Annotated in this window: 19 protein-coding genes and 1 tRNA gene; 3 read left to right on the forward strand and 17 right to left on the reverse strand. The window is 70.2% G+C overall.

Annotation, left to right across the window (positions count from 1 at the left end; genetic code table 11):
• The first annotated feature begins 26 nt into the window (after positions 1-26).
• On the forward strand, positions 27-524 hold the full coding sequence (locus HGK68_RS09000; protein ID WP_169165658.1) for a MarR family winged helix-turn-helix transcriptional regulator: 498 nt from the start codon (positions 27-29) through the stop codon (positions 522-524).
• Here the strand turns inward: HGK68_RS09000 and HGK68_RS09005 are convergent.
• Positions 521-1,687 (reverse strand): AI-2E family transporter, encoded by a 1,167-nt coding sequence (locus HGK68_RS09005; RefSeq protein ID WP_169165659.1) that lies wholly within the window; start codon positions 1,685-1,687, stop codon positions 521-523. The genes HGK68_RS09000 and HGK68_RS09005 overlap by 4 nt on opposite strands.
• Positions 1,688-1,860: 173 nt before the next feature.
• Between HGK68_RS09005 and HGK68_RS09010 the strand changes: the two genes are divergently transcribed.
• Positions 1,861-1,944 (forward strand) — tRNA-Leu (locus tag HGK68_RS09010).
• Between the two features lie 76 nt (positions 1,945-2,020).
• Here the strand turns inward: HGK68_RS09010 and HGK68_RS09015 are convergent.
• Positions 2,021-4,147 carry a hypothetical protein gene (locus HGK68_RS09015; RefSeq protein ID WP_169165660.1) on the reverse strand — a complete coding sequence of 709 codons (2,127 nt, stop codon included), beginning with the start codon at positions 4,145-4,147 and terminating at the stop codon, positions 2,021-2,023.
• 20 nt (positions 4,148-4,167) lie between these two features.
• Entirely contained in the window at positions 4,168-4,968 is an 801-nt protein-coding gene (locus HGK68_RS09020) for a tRNA ligase subunit PheS family protein (RefSeq protein WP_169165661.1), read from the reverse strand.
• Here HGK68_RS09020 and HGK68_RS09025 point away from each other — a divergent pair.
• Complete coding sequence (locus HGK68_RS09025) at positions 4,948-5,760, forward strand: 4'-phosphopantetheinyl transferase superfamily protein (protein ID WP_169165662.1); 813 nt, start codon at positions 4,948-4,950, stop codon at positions 5,758-5,760. The two genes, HGK68_RS09020 and HGK68_RS09025, sit on opposite strands and share 21 nt — an antisense overlap.
• On the opposite strand, the gene HGK68_RS09030 is transcribed toward HGK68_RS09025, so the two are convergent.
• The 14 genes from HGK68_RS09030 to HGK68_RS09095 form a co-directional block, all read right to left on the reverse strand.
• Positions 5,741-6,154 carry an AAA family ATPase gene (locus HGK68_RS09030; protein WP_246260236.1) on the reverse strand — a complete coding sequence of 138 codons (414 nt, stop codon included), beginning with the start codon at positions 6,152-6,154 and terminating at the stop codon, positions 5,741-5,743. The two genes, HGK68_RS09025 and HGK68_RS09030, sit on opposite strands and share 20 nt — an antisense overlap.
• An 80-nt stretch (positions 6,155-6,234) precedes the next feature.
• The gene (locus HGK68_RS09035; protein ID WP_169165664.1) at positions 6,235-6,945 is read right to left on the reverse strand and encodes an ABC-2 family transporter protein; all 711 of its coding nucleotides are present in this window, start codon (positions 6,943-6,945) and stop codon (positions 6,235-6,237) included.
• A gap of 77 nt (positions 6,946-7,022) precedes the next feature.
• Positions 7,023-7,796 (reverse strand): ABC-2 family transporter protein, encoded by a 774-nt coding sequence (locus HGK68_RS09040; protein ID WP_169165665.1) that lies wholly within the window; start codon positions 7,794-7,796, stop codon positions 7,023-7,025.
• 11 nt (positions 7,797-7,807) lie between these two features.
• Positions 7,808-8,797, reverse strand: a complete 990-nt coding sequence (locus HGK68_RS09045; RefSeq protein ID WP_169165666.1) for an ABC transporter ATP-binding protein — start codon at positions 8,795-8,797, stop codon at positions 7,808-7,810.
• Positions 8,794-9,780 carry a hypothetical protein gene (locus HGK68_RS09050; protein ID WP_169165667.1) on the reverse strand — a complete coding sequence of 329 codons (987 nt, stop codon included), beginning with the start codon at positions 9,778-9,780 and terminating at the stop codon, positions 8,794-8,796. Before HGK68_RS09050 ends, HGK68_RS09045 begins: the two co-directional genes overlap by 4 nt.
• Positions 9,777-10,796 (reverse strand): Gfo/Idh/MocA family protein, encoded by a 1,020-nt coding sequence (locus tag HGK68_RS09055; protein ID WP_169165668.1) that lies wholly within the window; start codon positions 10,794-10,796, stop codon positions 9,777-9,779. The genes HGK68_RS09050 and HGK68_RS09055 overlap by 4 nt, the downstream gene beginning before the upstream one ends.
• 15 nt (positions 10,797-10,811) lie before the next feature.
• Positions 10,812-11,585: an SDR family NAD(P)-dependent oxidoreductase gene (locus tag HGK68_RS09060; RefSeq protein ID WP_169165669.1), complete on the reverse strand. Its 774-nt coding sequence runs from the start codon at positions 11,583-11,585 to the stop codon at positions 10,812-10,814.
• Positions 11,582-12,211 (reverse strand): class I SAM-dependent methyltransferase, encoded by a 630-nt coding sequence (locus HGK68_RS09065; RefSeq protein ID WP_169165670.1) that lies wholly within the window; start codon positions 12,209-12,211, stop codon positions 11,582-11,584. The genes HGK68_RS09060 and HGK68_RS09065 overlap by 4 nt, the downstream gene beginning before the upstream one ends.
• A 2-nt stretch (positions 12,212-12,213) precedes the next feature.
• Positions 12,214-13,233, reverse strand: a complete 1,020-nt coding sequence (locus tag HGK68_RS09070; protein WP_169165671.1) for an HAD-IIIC family phosphatase — start codon at positions 13,231-13,233, stop codon at positions 12,214-12,216.
• Between the two features lie 28 nt (positions 13,234-13,261).
• Positions 13,262-14,338 (reverse strand): acyl-CoA dehydrogenase family protein, encoded by a 1,077-nt coding sequence (locus HGK68_RS09075; RefSeq protein WP_169165672.1) that lies wholly within the window; start codon positions 14,336-14,338, stop codon positions 13,262-13,264.
• Positions 14,335-14,613 (reverse strand): acyl carrier protein, encoded by a 279-nt coding sequence (locus HGK68_RS09080; RefSeq protein WP_169165673.1) that lies wholly within the window; start codon positions 14,611-14,613, stop codon positions 14,335-14,337. Before HGK68_RS09080 ends, HGK68_RS09075 begins: the two co-directional genes overlap by 4 nt.
• A gap of 5 nt (positions 14,614-14,618) precedes the next feature.
• A complete protein-coding gene (locus tag HGK68_RS09085) occupies positions 14,619-15,476 on the reverse strand; it encodes a 3-hydroxyacyl-CoA dehydrogenase family protein (protein ID WP_169165674.1) in 858 nt (285 codons plus the stop codon).
• Positions 15,469-18,477 carry a type I polyketide synthase gene (locus HGK68_RS09090; protein ID WP_169165675.1) on the reverse strand — a complete coding sequence of 1,003 codons (3,009 nt, stop codon included), beginning with the start codon at positions 18,475-18,477 and terminating at the stop codon, positions 15,469-15,471. Before HGK68_RS09090 ends, HGK68_RS09085 begins: the two co-directional genes overlap by 8 nt.
• Positions 18,474-20,849 (reverse strand): non-ribosomal peptide synthetase, encoded by a 2,376-nt coding sequence (locus tag HGK68_RS09095; protein WP_206155729.1) that lies wholly within the window; start codon positions 20,847-20,849, stop codon positions 18,474-18,476. The genes HGK68_RS09090 and HGK68_RS09095 overlap by 4 nt, the downstream gene beginning before the upstream one ends.
• Between the last annotated feature and the right edge of the window lie 12 nt (positions 20,850-20,861).

The following is a 20,861-nucleotide window of genomic DNA, read 5'->3' on the forward strand; positions in this document are numbered from 1 at the left end:
GCTTCCCCGGAAGGTACTCTGGAACCATGACCGACGATCGCGTCGCCAGGATCCAGCAGCAGTGGGAGCGGGAGCGCCCCGACCTCGACGTGTCCCCGCAGGGGCTGTTCGGCCGCCTGCACCGACTGGCCGACCTGCTCAGGGACGACATCCGCGCGCTCTACCGCCGCTACGGACTGGGCGAGGGCGAGTTCGACGTCCTGGCAGCACTCCGGCGCCAGGGCGAGCCCTACGAGCTGGCGCCCGGCGTGCTCGCCCGCCACACCATGGTCACCACCGGGGCCATGACCAAGCGCCTCGACCGGCTGGAGGAATCCGGGCTGATCGTACGACACGCCCGCGACGACGACGGTCGCGGGCGGGTGGTCCGGCTGACCGGCGCGGGTCGCACCCTGATCGACGAGGTGTTCACCGCGCACATCCGCAACGAGCACCGCCTGGTCGCCGGGCTCGACCAGGATCAGCGCGCCGCCCTGGTGACGCTGCTCGGCAGCTGGCTCGCCGACGTGGAGAACGCCGACTAGGCGGGCTCGGCCTCGTCCTCGGACTCCTCCGGCACCGCCTCGTCGTCCTCCTCGACCATCGGCGGGTCCGGGGTGTGCAGCCGGGAGTACACCGCCCAGACCACCGCCACCAGCGGCACCGCGATCACCGCCCCCAGGATGCCCGCCGTCAACGTCCCGGCGGTCACCGCCAGCGCCACCACCACCGGATGCAGCGACACCTGCTTGCCCATCACCAACGGCTGCAGGATGTGCCCCTCGAACTGCCCGATCGCCGCGATCCCCAGACCGACGATCGCCGCCTGGATCGGACCGTTCGCCGCCAACGCCACGATCATCGCGATCACCATCGCCGACGGCGCGCCGATCAGCGGGATGAACGCACCGATCATCACCAGCACCGCCAACGGGGCCGCCAACGGCACCCCCACGATCGTCAGCAGGATCGCCGCTAGGATGCCGTCGGTCACCGCGATGATCACGGTCCCCCGGGTGTAGCCGGAGAACGTGAACCACCCGGCACCACCCGCCGTCTGCCAGGTCGAACGCACCCGGGCCGGCAGCTGGTTCAGGAACCAGGTCCACATGTCCTTGCCACGGGCCAGGAAGAAGATCGCGCTGAACAGCGCCAGGGCCATCGCGGTGAACACCTCGACCACGGACCCCGCCTGCGCAGCCGCCTGGCTCGCGATGTCCCCGGCGTGCTCCTGCACCCAGGTCTGGCCGTTCTCGATCCAGTGCCCGATCTGGTCGTTGGTGATCGTGAACGGCAGCGGCCCGTTCTCCAGGAAGTCGACGATCTGGTCGATGCCCGCGCCGAACTGGTCGGACAGCGCGCTCCACTGGTTCGCCACCGAGTAGGCCACGTAGAAGATGAGCCCGGAGAACACCAGGAACCCGGTCAACAGCCCCAACGCGGTCGCCACCGGGCGCGGCATCACCTTCGCGTAGATGTCCACCAGCGGACGCAGCACCGCTGTCAGCACCAGCGCGATGAACACCGCGATGAACAGCAGCTTCACCTGCGCCGTGGCATAGAACACCACCCCGACTCCGACCAGCAGCACCAACAGTCGCCAGGTCGTCCCCGCGGAGGTGCGCAACCAGCGCGGCACGCCCTCCTCGTCGCCACCCGCAGGCCCTCGACGCTGCCCCGCCACCCGGCGTGGGTTCTGCTCGGCCATCGGGTGCACCACCTCCACTAACGCCCGGACCAGGTGCGATCCGGCTCTGCCCCAGTCTGGACCTCGGGGGCGATGCATGCCCGCCCACCGCGCCGTGCTATCTTTACTCACCGTTCCTACGACACCGGAACCGGGCGCCTCGCGTTCGGTTGAAGGCCGTGGGGATTCACCCTGTCCGGGTGGCGGAATGGCAGACGCGCTAGCTTGAGGTGCTAGTGCCCGTATAGGGCGTGGGGGTTCAAGTCCCCCTCCGGACACTCGTTGAGACAGCGACGACGAAGGCCCCGATCCCGCCAGATCGGGGCCTTCGTCGTGTGCGGGCGCACGGTCGGATCACTCCCGTATCGCCACGCCCCACGCGTCGCAGCGCCGTGCTACCCGCACCATCAGCTCCCGCGCCTCGCTACGCGGGATCGACCGCCAGCGCGACGACAGGGTCATGCGAAAGGTGAGCCACATCCGCAGCGAGTCCGGGTCACGGTAGCGGTCGACCAGCGCGACGTCCGCTACCAGCGGCTCGACGGCGGTGAGCCGCTCACGGAATCCCACGGCGGACAAGTCCGTCGGCAACATGACCGTGAGATCCCGCAGCGCGGCGGGATGGCTCGACTGGCGGATCACCGACGGCCGCCGGCCCGATCCGAGGGCCGACCCGGTCGGCGAACCGTCGGGCGACGGCGAGGCGAACTCGATTTCCGCGGTGAGCGTGACGGTGCTGCCCGTCATCGCGCCCAACCGGACGCTGCCGACGTCCCTGCCTCCGGCTCGGAGCGCACGCCACTCGCCCTGGTGGTCCCGACGCAACAGCCCCCATTCCAGGTCTGGCCCATGGATCGTGCGTGCCACGAGGCCGAGCAGTCGCATCCCATCACCCGGTGCCGTCCCCTGAGCGGCGGGTGCCGGATCGACCTCCCTGACGAGTCCGAGTACCCGGCGTTCGGCACTGCCGTCGGCGGTGTAGACCGAGCCGATCTCGAACACTCCCCCGTTCCCGGCCGGCCGACCGGCTTCGACGAGCAGTCCGGGCAGCACCGAGTCCCGCACCGCCTCGCTCGTCCCGAGCAACCGGCTCGCCTCAAGCGCTTCGGCATCCGCCGGCACGACCATCGGCGTCACCAGCTCGGTCCAGCCCGCCGCCTGAAGCCTGCGGCGCACCGCACGTTCGGCGCGCGAATGGTCGGCGCGGTCACGGGTCATCTCGGCGCGGGTGGCGACTCCTGGCAATCGGCTCAGGCCGATCCTGCGCACCACCTCCTCGACCAGGGTCTCCTCGTCGACGATGTCCGCACGGGAGGCGGGGACTCGTACCGACATCCGGTCAGCACCGTCCAGCGTGACCCGGATACCCGCGGGGCGCAGCACCTGCCCCAGATCGGCGGCGGTCGGCGGCATCCCGGTGACGGCCTGGAAGCGACTCGCCGCCAGGGTCCGAGTGAGCGGCGCGACCTCAGCTCCGCCACCGTCCCAGCTGCGTTGCGGGGTGACACCCAGCCACCTGCACACTCGAATCAGCGCCCGACGACAGTCGTCTGCTCCGGCCACGGCGCTCGGGCCCCACACCGTCACGATCCAGCTCTCGGTGTCCGCCTCGGCAGGACCGGACTCAGCGACGCTGACCCGCACCTCCCCGTCTGCACCGGTCAGCGTGATCGCCGGGACGCCACCAGCCGACCGACGGCGATCGAACCTGAGCCCGGTCTCGAATGCCGCGGCCGCCAGATACTCGTCGACAGCCGACGGCCCAGGCGGGATCCCCACCGAACGGTGCCGCCGTCGGTCGTCTTCCGGCACCAGGATGTCCGGCTCCGGGCCTGCGATCAGCACAGCAGCGGCTGTGATGCCCGGGATGTCGACCACCAGGTGCCCCGGTGCGGGATCCTCCGCTCGGGGAACCGGCGTCGATCGCCCAGCGATTCCTCGGCGGACCAATTCCTCCGCCAGCTCGGCGACCCGACCTGCCACCTCGACGCCGGGCGGAAGCCGCACCGAGAGCACGTCGTCACCCCACGCCCTCGGTAGCCAGTCGCGCACCGGTGCGCCGGGAGTGCTGTCCTCCGGCAGGACCGCCAGTTCTGGTGCCCCTCCCTCGGCGAGATCGGCCTCGACACAGACCCTGCCCACCCGCACCGCTTGCCCGCTCCCGGTGACGACGGCCCGGAAAGTGCCATAAGGCCCCTCGGTCTCACCCCCCGCGGCGCGCATGACCAAAGCGCCCGGTAGGGCGACAGCGACCTTGGTGCCGCGAGCCGGGACGTCACGCAGATCGGACGGGAGCGCCACCCGCTCGGGTGTGGGGACTGCCATCACCAACGGCTGCCCCGGCTCGCTGAGCACCTCGCCGACCACGACATCCCGGCACGCGGCCCCCACGCCGGTGACGGAGTTCACGACGACCCCCATCTCCCCCAGCACGAGGTCCACGATCCCGACCTCGACCGGATTGTCGAGCAGCGAGTTCACCCAGCTGAGCGGGATCCGGCTCATCGTGAGCGCCCGCCGTCCGCCGTGACGTACGGCCTGATGTCTGCCCGTCCGTCCCGCAGGGCGAGGATGCGTTCCATCGACACCGCCAGCGACCAGGCGAGGTTGTCGGGTCCGATCCCGATCCGGTCCCGGATGCTGGCCCGGAAGATGCCACCGGACATGATCTCGAGGTAGCCCCGCCCGGCGCACAGGCCACAGCCCGCCCCACCGCAGGCGGTGCATGGCAGATCGACAGCGATTCCCGGCGACACGTAGGGCAGTGAGCGCAGGCGCAGACGCGGTTCACTCGAGCGTCCGAGGAGCTCGTCGCCCACCGCGTGTGCCAGCGCGATGAGATCGCCGAGGCCGGCGTCCGTGCCCACCGCAGCCGCCTCCACCTGGTGGAAGCGGGTCACGAACCGGGGGGACGGGATGGTCCGGCGGTGACAGGCACCCCCGACCGCGACCCTGACCAGACCCTGGCCCCGTGCCGCCAGTAGCGCCCTCATCACCGAGGACGTGGTGTGGCTGCGCAGCAGACGGCCGCCGGGGAGCAGCATCGTGTGCGCAGATGTCCTGGTCGGGTGGTCGACCGGGATCTCCAGCAGGTCGAAGCTGTGCCAGACGTCATCGATCTCCGGCGTCACACGCCACCCGAACCCGTGAGATGCCAGCAGGTCGCGAGTCTGGTCGATGAGGTCGACCACCGGATGCGGGGCTCCACTAGGGTCGTGCTGGTCGTGGCAGGCATCGGCCATCGCCGCCCACAGCGCCGCGCGCCGATCTGATTCCTCGGCATGAGCCTGGCGCTGGTTCATCGTGTGGCACTCGCAGACGACGGAGGGGTGAGGGTGATCGGGGCCCGAGGACACGACGTGGGCACGCATGGCGAGTCGGCCCTCGCGACGGCGCTCGGTCTGCCGGTCGTGATCCGGTCGACCGTCGACATCGGCCGGTGCTGGCCGCTGTTCCCGGCTGAGGAGGCGACGGTCGCGGGATCGGCACCACAACGGCGTGCGCAGTTCGCCGCCGCGCGGGCCTGTGCGCGCGCGGCGATGCGAGACCTCATGATCGAGCCCGCGGCCATCCTCCCCGTGGGAGGCACGGGCCCGATGTGGCGCACCCGCGCGCCACGGTGGCCGCACGGCGTGGTCGGCAGTCTCACCCACACTGCCGGCTTCGCGGCGGCCGCGCTCGGGCGCAGCGAGCACGTGGGGTCGGTCGGCCTGGACGTCGAGCCTGACCTGGCGCTGCCGCACGGAGTGTGGGACAGCGTGCATGTCGACGGCGAGGACCGATGTGTGGCGGATCTTGCCCAGGGCGACGCGACCATCGCTGGGGACCGGCTGGTGTTCAGCGCGAAGGAGGCGGTGTTCAAGGCCTGGTTCCCCTTGACCGGACGGTGGCTGGGCTTCGACGACTGCCAGGTGGATCTGCGGCCCGACGGCACCTTCTGCTGCGGGCCGACCGGGGACGCCGACCCGTCCCACCGCCTGCTGGAGGCAGTCATCGGGCGGTGGCGGGTCACCAGCCGCGGTGGCACCCGCCATCTGCTCACGGCGGCCGCGGTGCCTGCGTGCATCGCGCCGGTCACGGCGAGAACTCCTTGACCGGTCCCTCGTCCGGAGTCGGAACCTCGAATCCGTCCACGTACTGCCGCATCAGCTCCCCGGGGACCTGGACGTCGTTGGGTCCGCGATCCCCTCGCAGATCCAGTCGGCGCCGAAGCTCATCCCGGTCCGAACGCAGGTAGTACACCACCGGCACGATGCCGAGCGGGGCGAACAACGCTCGGATCCGGTCCCGGGACCGCCGCGACCAGAATGAGGTGTCGATGACCACCGGGACACCGGCGGCAGCTGCTGCCAGAGCGTCGGCGTCGATGCCACGGTGGATCCTCTCGGCCACATCCTGATCGACCGGGTGCCGACGGAACCCCGCGTCCCAGGCCCGCTCGTCGAACGAGAACCGCCGGTAGCCCCGCTCCTGGAGGCGCAGTGACATCGTCGTCTTCCCTGAACCTGCCAGACCGCACATCATCACCACCCGATCGACGGTGTCATCCGGCAGCGGGTCGACGCCGTTCAACTCATCGCTCCGGTGTAGCGGCCGAGTTCGCGTCGCCAGAGCACGACCACTATCAGCACCACGACCGCTGTCAGGGCGAGCGCGACCACTGCCATCCACGGGGACGCCATACCGAACATGACCTCCGCCGGGACGGTCGTGATGAAAGCCACCGGAAGCACCCAGGTCAGCACGGTGCGGAACAGCGGCCCGTACAGCGATGTCGGGACGCGGCCGAGGTTCAGCGCCGCGTGCAGCACGAACGAGGCATCCCACTGCACCTGGGACAGCACCTTGTACGAGGTGATCACCCCCAGCGCCCACAGCAGCACCAGCCCGCAGAGGACGGCGATCACCGAGGCGACAGCAGCCGCGGGGGTCGGCGGTCCGCCACCGAGCGCGACAGCGGTGACAGCGAGTCCGGCCGCGAGGAGCAGCTTCGGCAAGTCCTGGACGCCGAGCACCCGCAGCGAGCAGTAGATCAGCGAGTTGACCGGCTTGAGCAGCACGGCGTCCAGCGACCCGGTGCGCACCTGCTCCGGCCACTGCCCGATGTTCGGCATGATCACGATCCACATCACCGCATCCATCAGGTACCAGATGGAGAGCAGGTACAACAGCTGCGGCAACCCCCATCCCCCGGCGTCCGCCGCGCGCAGCGAGACCACCACGGACGGCACCGAGGAGACGCCCAGCCACACGATGGACACCAGGGTTCCCGTCAGCATGTCCCCGCGATATTCGGCGGCACCGGCAGCGGTCGCCCGCCAACTCGCCCACAGCACCCGGCCCGTGCGCCCGCCGATCACGTTCCCACCGCCTCGTACCGACGCAGCGCGCGGCGCCACACGACCCGGAGCAGCAGATGCAGGCCGACCACCCACACCGCAGCTTCCGCGATGGTGCCGAACGCCGACACATCGCCGATTCCCGCGAGCATTTGCGCGGGAGCTCCCTGGGCGAACCAGAACGGCTGGTGCACCAGGACCGTCGGCAGGGGCTGCGGCAGCAGGACGACCGGGGCGACCATGCCGCCGAGCACCCATTCCAGACCGACGACCAGGCCCATCACCCCATCGGCTTTGGTCAACCAGAAGGCCACGGTGGCGACGATGGTCGCGACGTACGCGACGGCCACCGCACCGAGCACCGCGACCACGACGGCCGTCACCCACACCGAGACCCCGCCCCTGACCACGCCGCCACCCAGGATGACGATCAGCGGCACGGCGACGATGACCACCGGCAGCCGGAACACATTGGTGGCGGCGCTCTCCAGCACGGGAACCACCGTGGGCGGCATCGGCCGCATCAGCATCACCGACAGCTGCCCGTTGTGGATCCGGCTCGACATCGCAAACACCACGTTGCCGGTCAGGCTCAGGTTGGACAGGGCGAGCAGCACCCCGAAATAGGTCGTGAACTGGGCCTGGTCGATGCCGTCGACCGGGTTGTCGGCCGCAGCGCCCCGCCACAACGCCATGAATGCCAACGGGACCACCCACCCGAGCGCGCCGAGCACGATCTGCGCGCGATAGGTGCTGCGGGCTTGCAGTTCCACCCGGAACAGTCCGAACATCCCGGCGAGGTTCACGGTCGGCCGCCGTGGTACAGCCGGGTGAGCGCGTCCTCGAGTGGCTGCTCGGCGACGTCGACATCCTCCACCGCCACCCAGCGCTCCACCGTGTCGACCGCGCGGCCGATCGCGCCCGGTGCCGCCTCGAGCACGATCTGCGACCGGGAGACCTCCACCACCGTGACGCCCGTGAGCGCGCCGAGCTCGGCGACCTGACCGTCGGTCAACGGCTGCACGAAGCGCACCCGCACCCGTTTGTCCCGACCCGCCGTGGCACGGATCTCCGCCAATGAGCCGGAGAAGGTCAATCGTCCGTCGCTGATCGTGAGCACCCGCCCGCACAGCACCTCGATGTCCCGGAGGTAGTGGGAGGTGAGCAGCACCGACGCCTGCGTCTGGGCGACGTACTCGGCGATGAAGGTCCGAATCTGCTGCTGTGCCTCGAAGTCCAGCCCCAGGGTCGGCTCGTCCAGCAGCACCACCGCAGGACGGTGCAGCAACGCCGCGGCGAACTCGCACCGCATCCGCTGGCCCAGGCTCAACCGTCGGGCCTGTTGCATGACATAGGGACCGAGTCCCAGCATCTCGACCAACTGATCGCGGGTGTCGGCGAACTCCTGTTTGCCGAGCCGGTAGATCACCCGGTGCAGGTCGAATGACTCCCACACCGGCAGATCGACGTGCAGCTGCCAGCGCTGACCCATCACGAACCCGATCCGCCGCAGAAACTCGGAGTCGCGGGCGGCAGGGTCGTAGCCGAGGACCCTCACCCGCCCGGAGGTGGTGGTCAGCAACCCAGCGATGCACTTGAGAGTGGTGGTCTTCCCGGCTCCGTTGGGTCCGAGGAAGCCGACGATCTCACCCGCTCCCACCCGGAATCCGATGTCGTCGACGGCGGTGATGGTGCGCGACTCCCGGTGCACCACCGACCGCAGTGCGCCGCGCAGGCCGGGCGGGCGGACGGTGATGTCGAAGGTGCGGACAAGATGGTCGACCTCGATCATGCGGCAGCTCCTCGCAAGGCACCGACGAATGCCCCCACCAGGTCGCGCTCGTCGGCAGCGATCTGCTCGATCAGCACCGGTGCGTCATCGATCTGCGCGCGGTCGCCGGTCATCAGGACGGTGCGCAGCGTCCATGCCAGCCGCTCGATCCGGCGCAGCCCGGGCATCAGGTCCGCGACGTCGACACCCGCCCGCAGACAGTGGTCGGCGCGTTCCAGCATCACGTGCTTGTGCTCCCACAGCACCTGGGCGTCGATCACGCTCATGGTGGTTCCCTGCGCCGATCCTCTGAGCCGTTCGATCAGATAGGGGTACGCCTGAGCACCCCAGATCCGGTCCATCGGTTCGGCGGTTGCCTGGAATCGAGCGGACGTGTCGGCACCCGTCAGGTACTCCTCGAGCGAGTCGGCGATGAATCCGTGGTCCAGGCGGTAGTGACCGGACGGGCGCGGCCGGTACAACACGATTCCGGTGTCGTAGAAGGGCTGATCCCCGAGGTACTCGTACGCGTCCCGGAGCAGATCCTGGGGAATGGTCGTCGCCGCGAACTGCTGACGCTCGTCGTAGCCCAGGAGGTCGAAGTCGCCGGCGCTGTCGTCGCACCCGAAGATCAGCAGGTCGTGCGGGTAGTCGGTGTCGTCCAGGTGCGCGAGTCGGTGCGGCACGTACCGCTCATTCACGGTGAGGTAGACGTACCACCCGTCAGCCAGGGCGTCCCTGGCGACCGAGACGATGTCGTCACCGCGGCGTGCCAGCCACTGCCGGGTCAGGCGTTGGGTGTCCCACCACGGCGACCGGGTGTGGTCGTCGAAGTAGAAGCAGAACGGCACCGGTGAGCCGGGGTCGGGGTCGAGGGCGAGTTGGATGTAGTTGCTGAACACCCAGTCATCGCTGGCGGGTACCTGCTCGCACACCATCAAGGGGAACGCATAGAACTGGTAGGCGTAGGCCCGCGGCCTGCGCATCGGCAGCCGCATCCTCATGGCCGCTCCCCCTGCCGGTAGAGCTCGGTGATCGTCGCCAGGGTCCCCAACGCGTCGAGCGGGGCGAACATCATGGCGCGGTGCTCGCTCACCGCCGCGCAGAAGTCGGCGATCTGTCGACGGTGCGAGACCCCGTAGTAGGCGAGGCCGGGTGGGTCTTCCTGGACGCCTCGGGCCTGCTCCGCGCTCGCCCGCTCGCACAGCGCGGGCGATCCGTGCCAGTCGTGCAGTCGGCCCGGGTGATCGAGGTCGAAGCTGACCGACCCCTCGGTGCCGACGATCTCGATCCGGGTGCGCCACTGCGCGGCACTCGCCACGGTGATCCCGAGCAGCACGGGTGCGCCGGCCGACGTGGTCAGCAGTCCGCACAACGTGTCCTCGGTCTCGATCACGTCCGCGAGCGCCACGGTGCGCGACACCGCACGTTCCACCTCGAGGTCGCCGCACAGCCAGCGCAGGACGTCCAGGCAGTGGTACCCCTGGTTGATCAGTGCCGAACCGCCCTCCCCCGCACGCCGTCCGCGCCAGGTCGACTCGCTGTAGTAGTCCGGCGACCTGTGCGCCTGAAGCGTGGCGGTCGCATAGACGACCGTGCCGAGCAACCCTTCGTCCAACCAGGACCTGACGGCCGCCACCACCGGGTCGTAGCGGTGCTGCGACACCACCGTGAGGGTGAGGTCCTGGGTGGCGGCGTACCGCGCGAGGTCGCGGGAACGCTCCGGGTCCAGCCCGAAGGGCTTCTCCACGATCACATGCTTGCCCGCGCGCAGCGCCGCCTCCACCAGATCCGCGTGCGCGTGGTGTCCGACAGCGACCGACACGCTGGTGATGTCGTCATCGGCGAGCACGTCCTCGGCGCGGTCGGTCCAGGCGGGCACTGCGTATTCGGCCGCGAAGGCTGCCGCCCGGGGCTTCTCGTCGCAGACCAGAGCGACTTCCCAGCCGTCCACCGCGGCGAAAGCGTCGATGTGGTTGGGGGCGACTCGCCCGCAACCGATGATCGCGTGTCTCAGCATGTCGTCGTCCCCATGTCACAGATATCCATAGCTCAGCCAGCCCCCGTCCACGACGATCGTGTGGCCGGTGATGTACTCCGCCTCGTCCGAGGCCAGAAAGCGCACAGCGCCCGTGACGTCCGCTGGGGTGCCCCGGCGGCGCATCGGGATGCGGCGCACGATCGCGTCCTCGGTCAGGTCTCCGGCGACCACCGCCGGGTGCGGCGTCTCGATCCGGATCATCCCGGGTGCCACCCCGTTGACCGTCACCCCGAACTCGGCCCATTCCACTGCCAGCGCCTTGATCGTCTGGGAGACGGCACCTTTGCTGGCGGCATAGGCGGCCCGCCCGGGGAAGGCCGTATACGACAGCAGCGAGGCGAAATGGACGATCCGGCCGAACCCGGCCTCGATCATCGGGGCCGCCACCGCACGGGAGACCAGCAGCGGGCCGATCGCGTTCACCGCGATCATGTCCCGGGTCAGCTGCGGGTCGAGGTCGAGCGTGGGACCCATGCCGAAGACGCCAGCGCAGTTGACCACCGTGTCGAACGCTCCACCGAGCTGCTCGGCCAGCTCACCCACCCCCCGGGTCACCTGATCCGGGTCGGCGACGTCGACCACCGACCACGGAGCGGGACGACCACCGATCGAAGCGAGCTCACCGCTGACGGCGCGCAGCTCCCCCGCCGTCCGGCTGAGCACCGCCACTGCCGCTCCCTCCCGGGCGAAGGAGAGCGCGCAGGCACGGCCGATCCCACGACCGCCTCCGGTCACCAGGACGCGGCGTCCGTCGAACCTCGCCGTCATCCGGTGACCCGCTTGCGGTACACCGCGAGCCAGTGCCATTGGTCCGGCCGCTTCTCGGTGGGAAGGTTCCTGAACCGCCGCAGCTCGTCGATCTCGAAAGCGCCGATCCAGGGCAACACCATGTCGTCCGGCGACAGTCGGATCGGACCCGTTCCCGGGGTCATCCGGTCGGAGAACTCGGTCATCACCACAAGGCCGCCGGGCCGCAGCACACGTGCCACCTCGTCCGCGTAGCGCTGCCGGTGCTCGGGACGAATGTTGTGGTAGACGAACGAGTCGTGGACCACGTCCACGCTGGCGTCCGCGATCGGGATGTCCAGCACGTCGCCCTCGACCAGCGTGATGTCCTCGCCGTAGAAGTCAGCGAGCTCACGCGCCCGGCGCAGGGCCGCCGCCGACCGGTCGATGCCGGTGACGTGCATGCCGTGCCGAGCGAGGAAGACGGCTGTCACGCCGGGTCCGCAGCCCAGATCCAGCACGGTGGCCCCGCGTCGCAGGACCTGGTCGATCACCAGCTGCTCGACCGCCGGATTCACCGAGGTGGTGACCCATGACAGCTCGCCCAGCCGCTCCTCCTCGTACGCGTCGGTGAACTTGTCGACCCACCGTTCGGTGAAGGCATCCATCGTCATCTCCTCGCTTCCAGTTCGGACAGGTCCAGGTCCACGTACTCCGGCACCGTCAAGGTCGTGGTCCGGCCCAGGCGCATCCGCCGGATGCCATCGAGCTCACCGTCGACGGTGAAGCCAGCCAGCCGATAGACCAGGTACATCTGCCGGTTCACGTCATTGGGACGGAAGTCGGCGACCAGATCGCGACCGGCAGCCCCGGCCCGCTCGGCGAGCACCGCCAACACCGCCCCGCCGACGTTGCGTCCCATCACGCGGCACGACATCAGGAACAGCCGGATGCGCCACTGCCGCTCTTCCAGCGCGACCACCACCAGCCCGATCACGCCGTAGTCCCCGAACTGGTCGCTCAGCGACACCGACCACACCAGGCTGTCGGCATCGTCGATCAGCTCGGCCAACTGGGCGGCGCTCAGCTGCAGTCCGGTCGTATTGAGCTGATGGGTCCGTTGCGTCAGCTCGGCGGCTCGCACCAGATCCGCCGCGCGGGTGGGGCGCACCACCAGACGCATGTCCAGCGATCGCAGGAAGTCCGACCGCGGACCGACGAACCCCTCCTCGTACGTCCGGCGGGTGGCGGCTTCCCGGTACAGATGCCGTCGACGGCTCGCCTCGACGGTGATCGGGAGATCGAACTCGCTCCGTTCGGTCAGCCCCGACAGGTCGTCCAGGTCGAAGCACCGGACCTCGGGCAGCGCGTCGGCGACCTCAGCGCGCTCGAAGGCCGAGTCGTCGACGAATGCCACCGTGTCCACGCCGATCCCAAGCCCGGCGGCCACCCGTTCGATCAGGACGGACTTGGCGTCCCAGGAGATCTGAGGCACCAGGAAGTACTCCGCCAGGCCGAGGCGGTCGAGTCGGCGCAACGCCGGTCCCGGTTCGTTCTTGCTGGCGATGCTCTGCAGGACTCCGCGCCGGTCGAGTTCCAGGACGGTCTCGCGCACACCGTCGCGAAGTCGGGTGCCACCTCCCTCGGCCAGCACGCCGTGCCACAACGTGCCGTCCAGATCCCAGACCACACACTTCACCCTGGCGGCCGGACGCCGATCAGTCATCGTCGACCCCGCTCCGATGCCGGGCGATGACCTGGCCCGCGACCAGATCCTGGAGCAGCTGGGTGTTGCCCTCGATCACCTCGTACACCCGGGCGTCCCGCACCATCCGGTCGACCGGAGACCCGTCCAGCAGCCCGGCGGCCCCGGCGATCTGTGCGGCGACCGAGGTGGCGAGGGTGGCGGCCCTGCTGGCTGCCAGCTTGGCGATCAGCACGTCCTGGATCAGCCACTCGCCGCGGTCCTGCATCGAGTCGGCGGCGCGTCGACACAGATCCTCAGCCCCGTGCACCGCGACGGCTGCGTCGGCGAGCAGCCCGCGCACCAGCTGTCGCTCGTGCAGGGCGTGTCCCGACGGGTGCCGGGCGACCGCCCGCTCGGTCGCCGCACGCAATCCCGCCTGGGCGAGACCCAGCGAGGCGAACGCGACCGCGAGGCGGCCCAGGAGAAGCGCGTCCGTCGCCACATGCGCGAGGGCACTGCCGGTCCTGCCGACCTGCCGCGAGCTCGGTACCCGACATCCGTCGAATCTGATGGTCCCCAGTTCGGCCTCCGCGAACCCACTGGTGCGGGGGCACTCCTCCACCTGCACGCCGGGGGTGTCACTGTCCACCAGCAGCGCGACAGCGCCCCTCTCGGTCCCCGCGAACACGAGGAAGACGTCGGCGGCCCGACCGTAGGTGACCCAGTGCTTCGACCCGGTCAGCGACCACCCGTCCGCCTCTGGCTCACAGGCGATCGACAGGTTCTGGATATCACTTCCGGCCGTCTCCTCGGACAGCGCGAAAGCCGCGATCCGCTGCCCGGTCGCGAGCTGCGGCAGGTGGGCACTGCGCAGCTGCTCGTTCCCCCACCGTTGGACGGCCCGGCACACCATGGCGTGCACCGTCAGCAGTGCCTGCCGGGACGGGGACGACGCGGCGATCAGCCGGCAGACCTGGCCGAACTCCTGGTAGCCGCGGGCCGCACCACCGTATTCCGGCGACACCAGCAGACCGAGCGCCGACAGATCGCTGCCGTCGAGGAATCCCGCAGCCAGAGCGCGGGCGTCGGTCCCGGTCGTGACGCTCACCGGTCGAGCTTCCTGGTGACCAATGCGGTGATCGCGGCGAGGGAGTCGAAGTTCGCGATGTCAAGGTCCTCGTCCGCCACCTCCAGGCCGAACGACCGTTCGAGATGACCGATCAGTCCCACCGCCGCCAGCGAGTCCAGCCACCCGGCGGAGATCAGACGGTCCTGGTGCAGCACTGCCTCGTCGTCCACGTAGCGGGAGAGATAGGCCACGACGACGGAGCGGATCGCGTTACCGTCCTGGGGGTCGATCGATTCGCGGGTCGTGGTGGGCATCCAGATCAGCTCTCCTCGTAGTCGTAGAAGCCCGCCCCGGTTTTCCGGCCGAGCTTTCCCGTGCGCAGCATCTCCAGCAGGGCCGCGGAAGGGGTGAACCGTTCGGGCCCGTAGTGGTCGGCCAACACGTGCAGCGTGTCGACGATGGTGTCGATCCCGATCAGGTCGGCTGTACGGAGCGGCCCGGTGCGGTGACCGAGACATCCGCGGAACAGCGTGTCGACCTGGGGCACCGTCGCCACCGATTGATCAACCAGGTCGGCCGCCTCGTTGATGAACATCATCAGACAGCGGTTGATGACGAAACCGGCGGCGTCCTCGACCACGACAGCCGACTTGTCCAGTGCCCGGAGCAGCGCACCGAGGGTGGCGAGCGCATGCTCGCCGGTCGTCGCGGCACGGATCACCTCGACCATCGACGATGTCGCCACAGGGTTCATGAAGTGGGCACCGACCACTCGGCTCGGGTTGGAGTACCCCAGCGCAATCGAGGTGATCGGCACCGCCGAGGTGTTCACCGCGACCACCGCCTCGGCCGACAGCACCCGGTCCAGCTCGCGGTGGACGACAGCCTTGATCTCCGGGTCCTCGGTCACGTTCTCGATCACGAGTCGACAGCCGCCCACCGCGTCGAGCTCACCGGCAGTCCGCAGCGCGCCTGCGGCTCCTGTCTGGTCCCGGCCGGATGCCAACCGCGCGATCCGACGGTGTCGACCGATCTCGACCTCCGCCGACGCGCGCGCCGCATCGTCGGTGTCCACCACCACCGCCGGGATGCCCACGGCCGTGATCGCATGGGCCAGACTCAGTCCCATCACGCCGGCACCGACGATGCCGACCTCGGTCGACCAGCTGTCATCCATCGTGTCCGCCGTCCCCTCGTTCGTGTTCCACCCATCGGGTGATCCGCGCAGCCATCCGGTCGAATCGCGATTCCTCGAACATGACCACCGCCGGGACATGCACGCCGGTGCGGCGTTCGACCGCTCGGATGAGTTGCACGCTCATCAGCGAGTCACCGCCCAGATCGAAGAAGTCGTCCCGCGCGGTCGGGCTCGTGCCGAGGACCTCCTGCCACGACAGATCGAGCGACACGCTCAGCGCATGCGTCCGATCCGCCGGGTCCGGCTCACTCGCAGCGGATGTCGGCGCTGCGGGTGCTTCCGACTCCCGGTGCTCGCTCGGCCCCGCCGTGCCGCGTGCGCCGGTCGGTGCCCCGTCCAAGACCACCTGCTGGTCTGCGTCGATCCGGAGCAGCCGCTGGTCCGGAGCGGTCGTGGGCATCGACACCCGGCGTCCGCCCGTGGCAGGCAGCGCCGACCACCGGGGCTCCTCACCGTGTCGCCACAGCGTTCCCAGCGCGCGCAGTAGCACGTCCCGGTCCGGCTCGTCCTGGTAGTCGCGCCGCACCGTCCCCACGACGACCGCGCCCGCCAGGTCTCGCTGAGCCTGCGCGGCGAGGGTCCGCAACGGCCCCGGCCCCACCTCGACCAACGCCGACGACCCGGCCGCCACCGTCCGCAGCGCCGCACCGAAATGCACCGTGGAGGTCAGGTGCCGATGCCAGTACTCGGGGTCGGTGTACGCCTGGTCCGCCCAGCTGCCGGTCACGTTCGCCGCTGTGCGCACCCGGGCCTGCGACCGAGTCATCCGCGCCACCAGGGGGCGCAACGCGTCGGCGACCGGTCGCATCAACGGGGTGTGCAACGCCTGGGCGGACGACAGCAGCCGTGCCGGTGCTCCGCGCTCGGCCAGCTGGTCCGCGAGGGCGACCACCGCGCGACGTTCACCACCGAGCACACAACTGCGTGGCGAGTTGACGGCTGACAACCACACCCGGTCGCCCAGCAGTTCGACGGCCGCCTGCTCGGAGATGCCGACCGCCAGCATCGCCCCGTCGGTCAGCTCGGACAACAGTTCTGCACGCCGGATCACCAGCTCGATCGCGTCGCTCTCCTCGAACACCCCGGTGAAGGTCGCCGCGGCGAGTTCGCCCAGGCTATGGCCCACCACCGAGCTGATCGACAGACCCCATGCCTCCAGCTGCCGAGCGAGCGCGACCTCGACGCAGAACAGCGAGGCGTGCACCCTCACCGTGTCGATGTCAGCGAGGGAGGTGACGTCCCGCTCGGCCACCAGCCGACGCAGCCCGGGTGCGCGTGCTCCCGCCGGTGCCTTCGGCTCCGGCGGCGGGATCGTCAGTTCCCGGCCGGCGCGGTCCGAGCAAGCGGCCAGCAGTCGGGTGAGCTCGCGCTCGTAGTCGGGAAGCCACGTTCGTAGACCGGCGGTCATCCCGGCGTAGTGGTCGCCCACCCCGGGGAACACCAGGCTCACTCCCCGGCCTTCGGGATTGCCGGCCGGCGGCGTCGATTCCTCCAGCAGCCCCTGAGCCAGCGTCTCCGCATCCGCCCCGACGGCGAACCGCCGGACAGCCCGGTGGCGACGGCCCCGCTGCGACACGGCCGCGGCATCCTGCGGGGACGCGCCCGCGCGCAGCGCCTCGGCCCATCGTCCGGCAGTGTGCGACGTCGCCTGCTGGGAACCACCCGACACCAGCACGAGGGTCGTCCGGCGATCCGGATCCGCGACGGCGCGTTCCGGCGGCTGGTCGACCAGCACGTGCGCGTTCGTCCCGCCCAGTCCGAAGGCGCTGATCCCGGCGCGGCGCGTCCCGGACAACGGCCAGCTCTGCGCAACCCTGGCCAGCTGGAGGTGGGTGTCGGTCCGGGTGAAGTCGGCGGCGACACCCACGTTGATGACCGGGGGGACACGTCCCTCCCGCACGCTGAGGATCCCCCGCACCAGACCAGCAAGTCCCGACGCCTCACGCAGGTGCCCCAGGTTCGACTTCACCGAGCCGACCAGAGTGGTCTCCGCGCGGCCGTAGACGGATGCCAGAGCCGCCCATTCGGTCGCATCGCCCAGTGCGGTCCCGGATCCGTGCGCCTCGATGCTGCCCACCGAGTCGGCCTCGACCTCGGCGAACAGCAGCGCGTCGCGGATCACCGCGCGTTGCGCGTCAGCGCTCACCGAGCCGTACCCGCTCTTGGCCCCATCGTTGTTGACAGCCGACCCGCGCACGATCGCGTGGATCGGGTCGTCGTCGGCCACCGCTTCGTCGCCGCGCTTGAGCACCAGCGCCACTGCCCCGTCACCAGCAACGGCCCCGGTGGCGCGAGCGGAGAACGGCCGGCACACCCCGTCGGCCGACCCGATGCTTCCGGCGTAGTGGAGGTACCCGTGTACGTCCGGCACCCGCACCGCAGCGGCAGCGACCACCGCGACGTCACACTCGTAGGCAGCGAGCGCCTGACATGCCTGATGGAGGGCGACCAGCCCGGTGGAACAGGCGCTCTGCACGGTGACAGCCGGACCCGTCAGGTCGAAGCGAAACGCCACTTTGGTCGTCGCGTGGTCCTTCTCGTTGCCGATCTCCAGGGCGAGTTCGTCCGCCGGCTCTCCGGTGCCGGCCAGCACCGCGCGCACCAGATCCTGATGACGGTTCCGTCCGACCCCCGCGTAGACCCCGACCCGGGCACCAGGAGCCAGCACCAGCGCGGCGTCCTCGAGCGCCTCGGCGACCAGGGTGAGCAGCAGGCGGTGCTGCGGATCGGTGAGGGTCGCGGCCCGTGGTGACATCCCGAACCGAGCGGCGTCGAAGTCGAACGCACCCGCGATCCGGCCGGAGGCGCCGATCCAGCGCGCGTCGTCCAACAGGTCATCCGGGACCGAACCCCGCAGTTCCTGCACCGTTCGCCGGGTCAGACAGTCGCGTCCCGCCAGCAGCTGAGCCCAGTAGCTGGCGACGTCATCGGCACCCGGCAACCGTGCCGACATGCCGAGCACCGCGATCCCGTCGTTCACGACCGCGCCTCCCCATCGCGACGCAGCGCTGCTCGGCGTGCCCGCTCGTCGGCGAGCCGACCCACCCCGGCCCGTCCGACACCGACTCGTTCACCAGTCGGCAGCCCGCGGCCACCGGGCACCAGCAACGGCAGCTGGGACCTGACGGTGGTCGCTGCCATCAGCGCTGCGACGTCCACCGGGAGATCGAATTCGTCCTGCACCGCGGCGCGGAGCAGGAGGACACGCAACGAGTCGCCACCCAACGCGACGAAGTCGTCGTCCATCCCGACGTCGTCCGTTTGGAGGACCCGCCGCCACAGGGCGATCAGCCGCGCAGCCTCCGGGCCAGTGCCCGGGGTCGGACGTGGGAGCGTGGCCGGCCGGCGCCGCTCGGGCAGGCGGAGCGCACGACGATCGATCTTCCCGCTGGGCAGCGTGGGCAGCGACGCGACCACGACCAGATGCCGCGGGACCATCGCGGTGGGCACCCGTTCGGCCAGGAAGGCACGCAGTTCCCTGTCATCGACATCGCCACCCGGGGCGGCGACGAAGGCCACCAGCACGGCACCCTGATCGGGATCCGGGTAGCCGAGCACCGCGGCGTCGGCCGTCGCCGGATGCTGCCTGATCCAGTGTTCCACCTCGCTGGGTTCGACCCGCTGACCCCGGATCTTGACCTGGTGGTCGGCCCGCCCGCCGAACATCAGGGTGCCGTCCGCCAGCACGGTGGCCAGGTCACCGGTCTTGAACACCGTGCGCACCTGCGGATCGTCGAACGGATTCGCGATGAACCGCTCAGCCGTCCGGTCGGGGTCACCGAGGTAGCCGTCAGCGAGCCCGGGGCCGCCGGCCCAGATCTCCCCCACAGCGCCCACTGGCACCCGACGACCCACCGGGTCGCAGACATACACCCGCATGTCGAGGGGCCGTCCGATGTTCACCACGCTGCTGTCGGTCTGGACCGCCGGACCGCCTCGATGGCTGACGTAATCCGCCTCGGTCAAGGTGTAAGTGGTGTGCACCTGGGGTCCCAGCTCCCGCACCCGGGACTCCAGATCGCTGTGCAGCGCCTCCCCGCCGACGAAGACGTGCCGGAGCGAACGCAGTGCCGCGAAGCCGGCATCGGCGACGAGCACCCGCAGCATCGACGGCACGATGCTCAGCACCGACACCTCGCACCGCTCCATGATCCGGAGCAGGCGCTGATCGTCGCGGTCGTCCCCTGGGGGGACCACCACACAAGCGCCCCCGGTGGCCAGCGGCCAGAAGAATTCGCGGGCGCTCAACGGCAGCTTGAACAGGTGCCGATCACCCGGGCCCTGGGGGTACCTGCCTTGTTCCAGAAAGATCCGACTGGTGTGCAGGTGGTGGGATCGCCGCACCGCTTTGGGGACACCGGTCGATCCGGAGGTGAACAGCACGTAGGCCGGGTCGCGCGACGTGACCGCCACCGCCGGGTCGTCCTGGCTCGGCGCGGCGAGCAGCTCCGCCATCGCCGGCATCTCGACCACGACAGCGTCCGTCGGCACGGACTCGGGGGCACCGCCGCCGATGATCAGGTGCGTCGCCCCGCACACCCCGACAAGCTGGTGCAGCCGTTGCGGTGGCAGTTCCGGGTCGAGGAAGACGAACGCGGCACCGGCCTTGAGTGTGGCGACGATCGCCACGCACAACTCGAACGACCGCTCGGCGCACACGCCGACAGCGGCACCGACCTCGACGCCCGCGGCGACCAGCCGACCAGCCAGAACCGACGACGCGTGGTCGAGCTCCCGGTAGCTGATCGATGTGTGCTCGTCGAGCAGGGCGGGAGCGTCCGGGGTACGCCACGCCTGCAGCCTGACCAACTGGTGCAGGGTGAGGGCCGGATAGTCCGGCAGGCGCGCCGGTGTTCCGCCGTTGGCGACCCGTTCGGCGGGGGTCAGGACGTCCAGTCGGCCCAACGGCGGCACCGTGTCGGTCGACCAGTGCGCAACCAGCTGGGCGAGCTGCTCGCCGAGCAGCTCCGGCACACAGTCATCGATCGGGGCGTCGACCCAGACGTCGACCTCCGCCACCCCCGGCTGCAACCGGACTTCGGCGTCGGCCACATCGCTGCCGTCGTCCACCACGACCCGAGGCCGCACCCGCCCGGTGTCGGCAGCCGCTGACTCGACAGCAGCCAACAGCCCGCTCCAGGTCGCCTCCGCCCCCTGCGACTGGAGATAGGCCAGCGCCGCGGTGCCGGGCCCGGTATCCGCGCCCAGACCTACCGGGTCGCGACGACCGTGCCGGTCGAGCAGCACGCTGAGCGCTGCCAGGAGCAGCGTTGCCGGTGAGCTGCCCGGGTGAGCGCGCAGCACGTCCTGCCAGGCCGGAACCGGCCACCTGTCGTCACTCGCCTGCTGCACAGGTCGCACGGC

The organism is Cellulomonas taurus, assembly GCF_012931845.1.
Taxonomy (GTDB): Bacteria; Actinomycetota; Actinomycetes; order Actinomycetales; family Cellulomonadaceae; genus Cellulomonas; species Cellulomonas taurus.

Excerpts from the sequence above, each read along its gene's own strand:
- HGK68_RS09060 (WP_169165669.1), bottom strand. The coding sequence starts at position 11,585 with ATGACGGCGAGGTTCGACGGACGCCGCGTCCTGGTGACCGGAGGCGGT.
- HGK68_RS09050 (WP_169165667.1), bottom strand. The coding sequence starts at position 9,780 with ATGAGGATGCGGCTGCCGATGCGCAGGCCGCGGGCCTACGCCTACCAG.
- HGK68_RS09000 (WP_169165658.1), top strand. The coding sequence starts at position 27 with ATGACCGACGATCGCGTCGCCAGGATCCAGCAGCAGTGGGAGCGGGAG.
- HGK68_RS09025 (WP_169165662.1), top strand. The coding sequence starts at position 4,948 with ATGAGCCTGGCGCTGGTTCATCGTGTGGCACTCGCAGACGACGGAGGG.
- HGK68_RS09080 (WP_169165673.1), bottom strand. The coding sequence starts at position 14,613 with ATGCCCACCACGACCCGCGAATCGATCGACCCCCAGGACGGTAACGCG.
- HGK68_RS09045 (WP_169165666.1), bottom strand. The coding sequence starts at position 8,797 with ATGATCGAGGTCGACCATCTTGTCCGCACCTTCGACATCACCGTCCGC.
- HGK68_RS09020 (WP_169165661.1), bottom strand. The coding sequence starts at position 4,968 with ATGAACCAGCGCCAGGCTCATGCCGAGGAATCAGATCGGCGCGCGGCG.
- HGK68_RS09035 (WP_169165664.1), bottom strand. The coding sequence starts at position 6,945 with ATGCTGACGGGAACCCTGGTGTCCATCGTGTGGCTGGGCGTCTCCTCG.
- HGK68_RS09005 (WP_169165659.1), bottom strand. The coding sequence starts at position 1,687 with ATGGCCGAGCAGAACCCACGCCGGGTGGCGGGGCAGCGTCGAGGGCCT.
- HGK68_RS09085 (WP_169165674.1), bottom strand. The coding sequence starts at position 15,476 with ATGGATGACAGCTGGTCGACCGAGGTCGGCATCGTCGGTGCCGGCGTG.
- HGK68_RS09030 (WP_246260236.1), bottom strand. The coding sequence starts at position 6,154 with ATGTCACTGCGCCTCCAGGAGCGGGGCTACCGGCGGTTCTCGTTCGAC.
- HGK68_RS09055 (WP_169165668.1), bottom strand. The coding sequence starts at position 10,796 with ATGCTGAGACACGCGATCATCGGTTGCGGGCGAGTCGCCCCCAACCAC.
- HGK68_RS09040 (WP_169165665.1), bottom strand. The coding sequence starts at position 7,796 with ATGTTCGGACTGTTCCGGGTGGAACTGCAAGCCCGCAGCACCTATCGC.
- HGK68_RS09065 (WP_169165670.1), bottom strand. The coding sequence starts at position 12,211 with ATGGATGCCTTCACCGAACGGTGGGTCGACAAGTTCACCGACGCGTAC.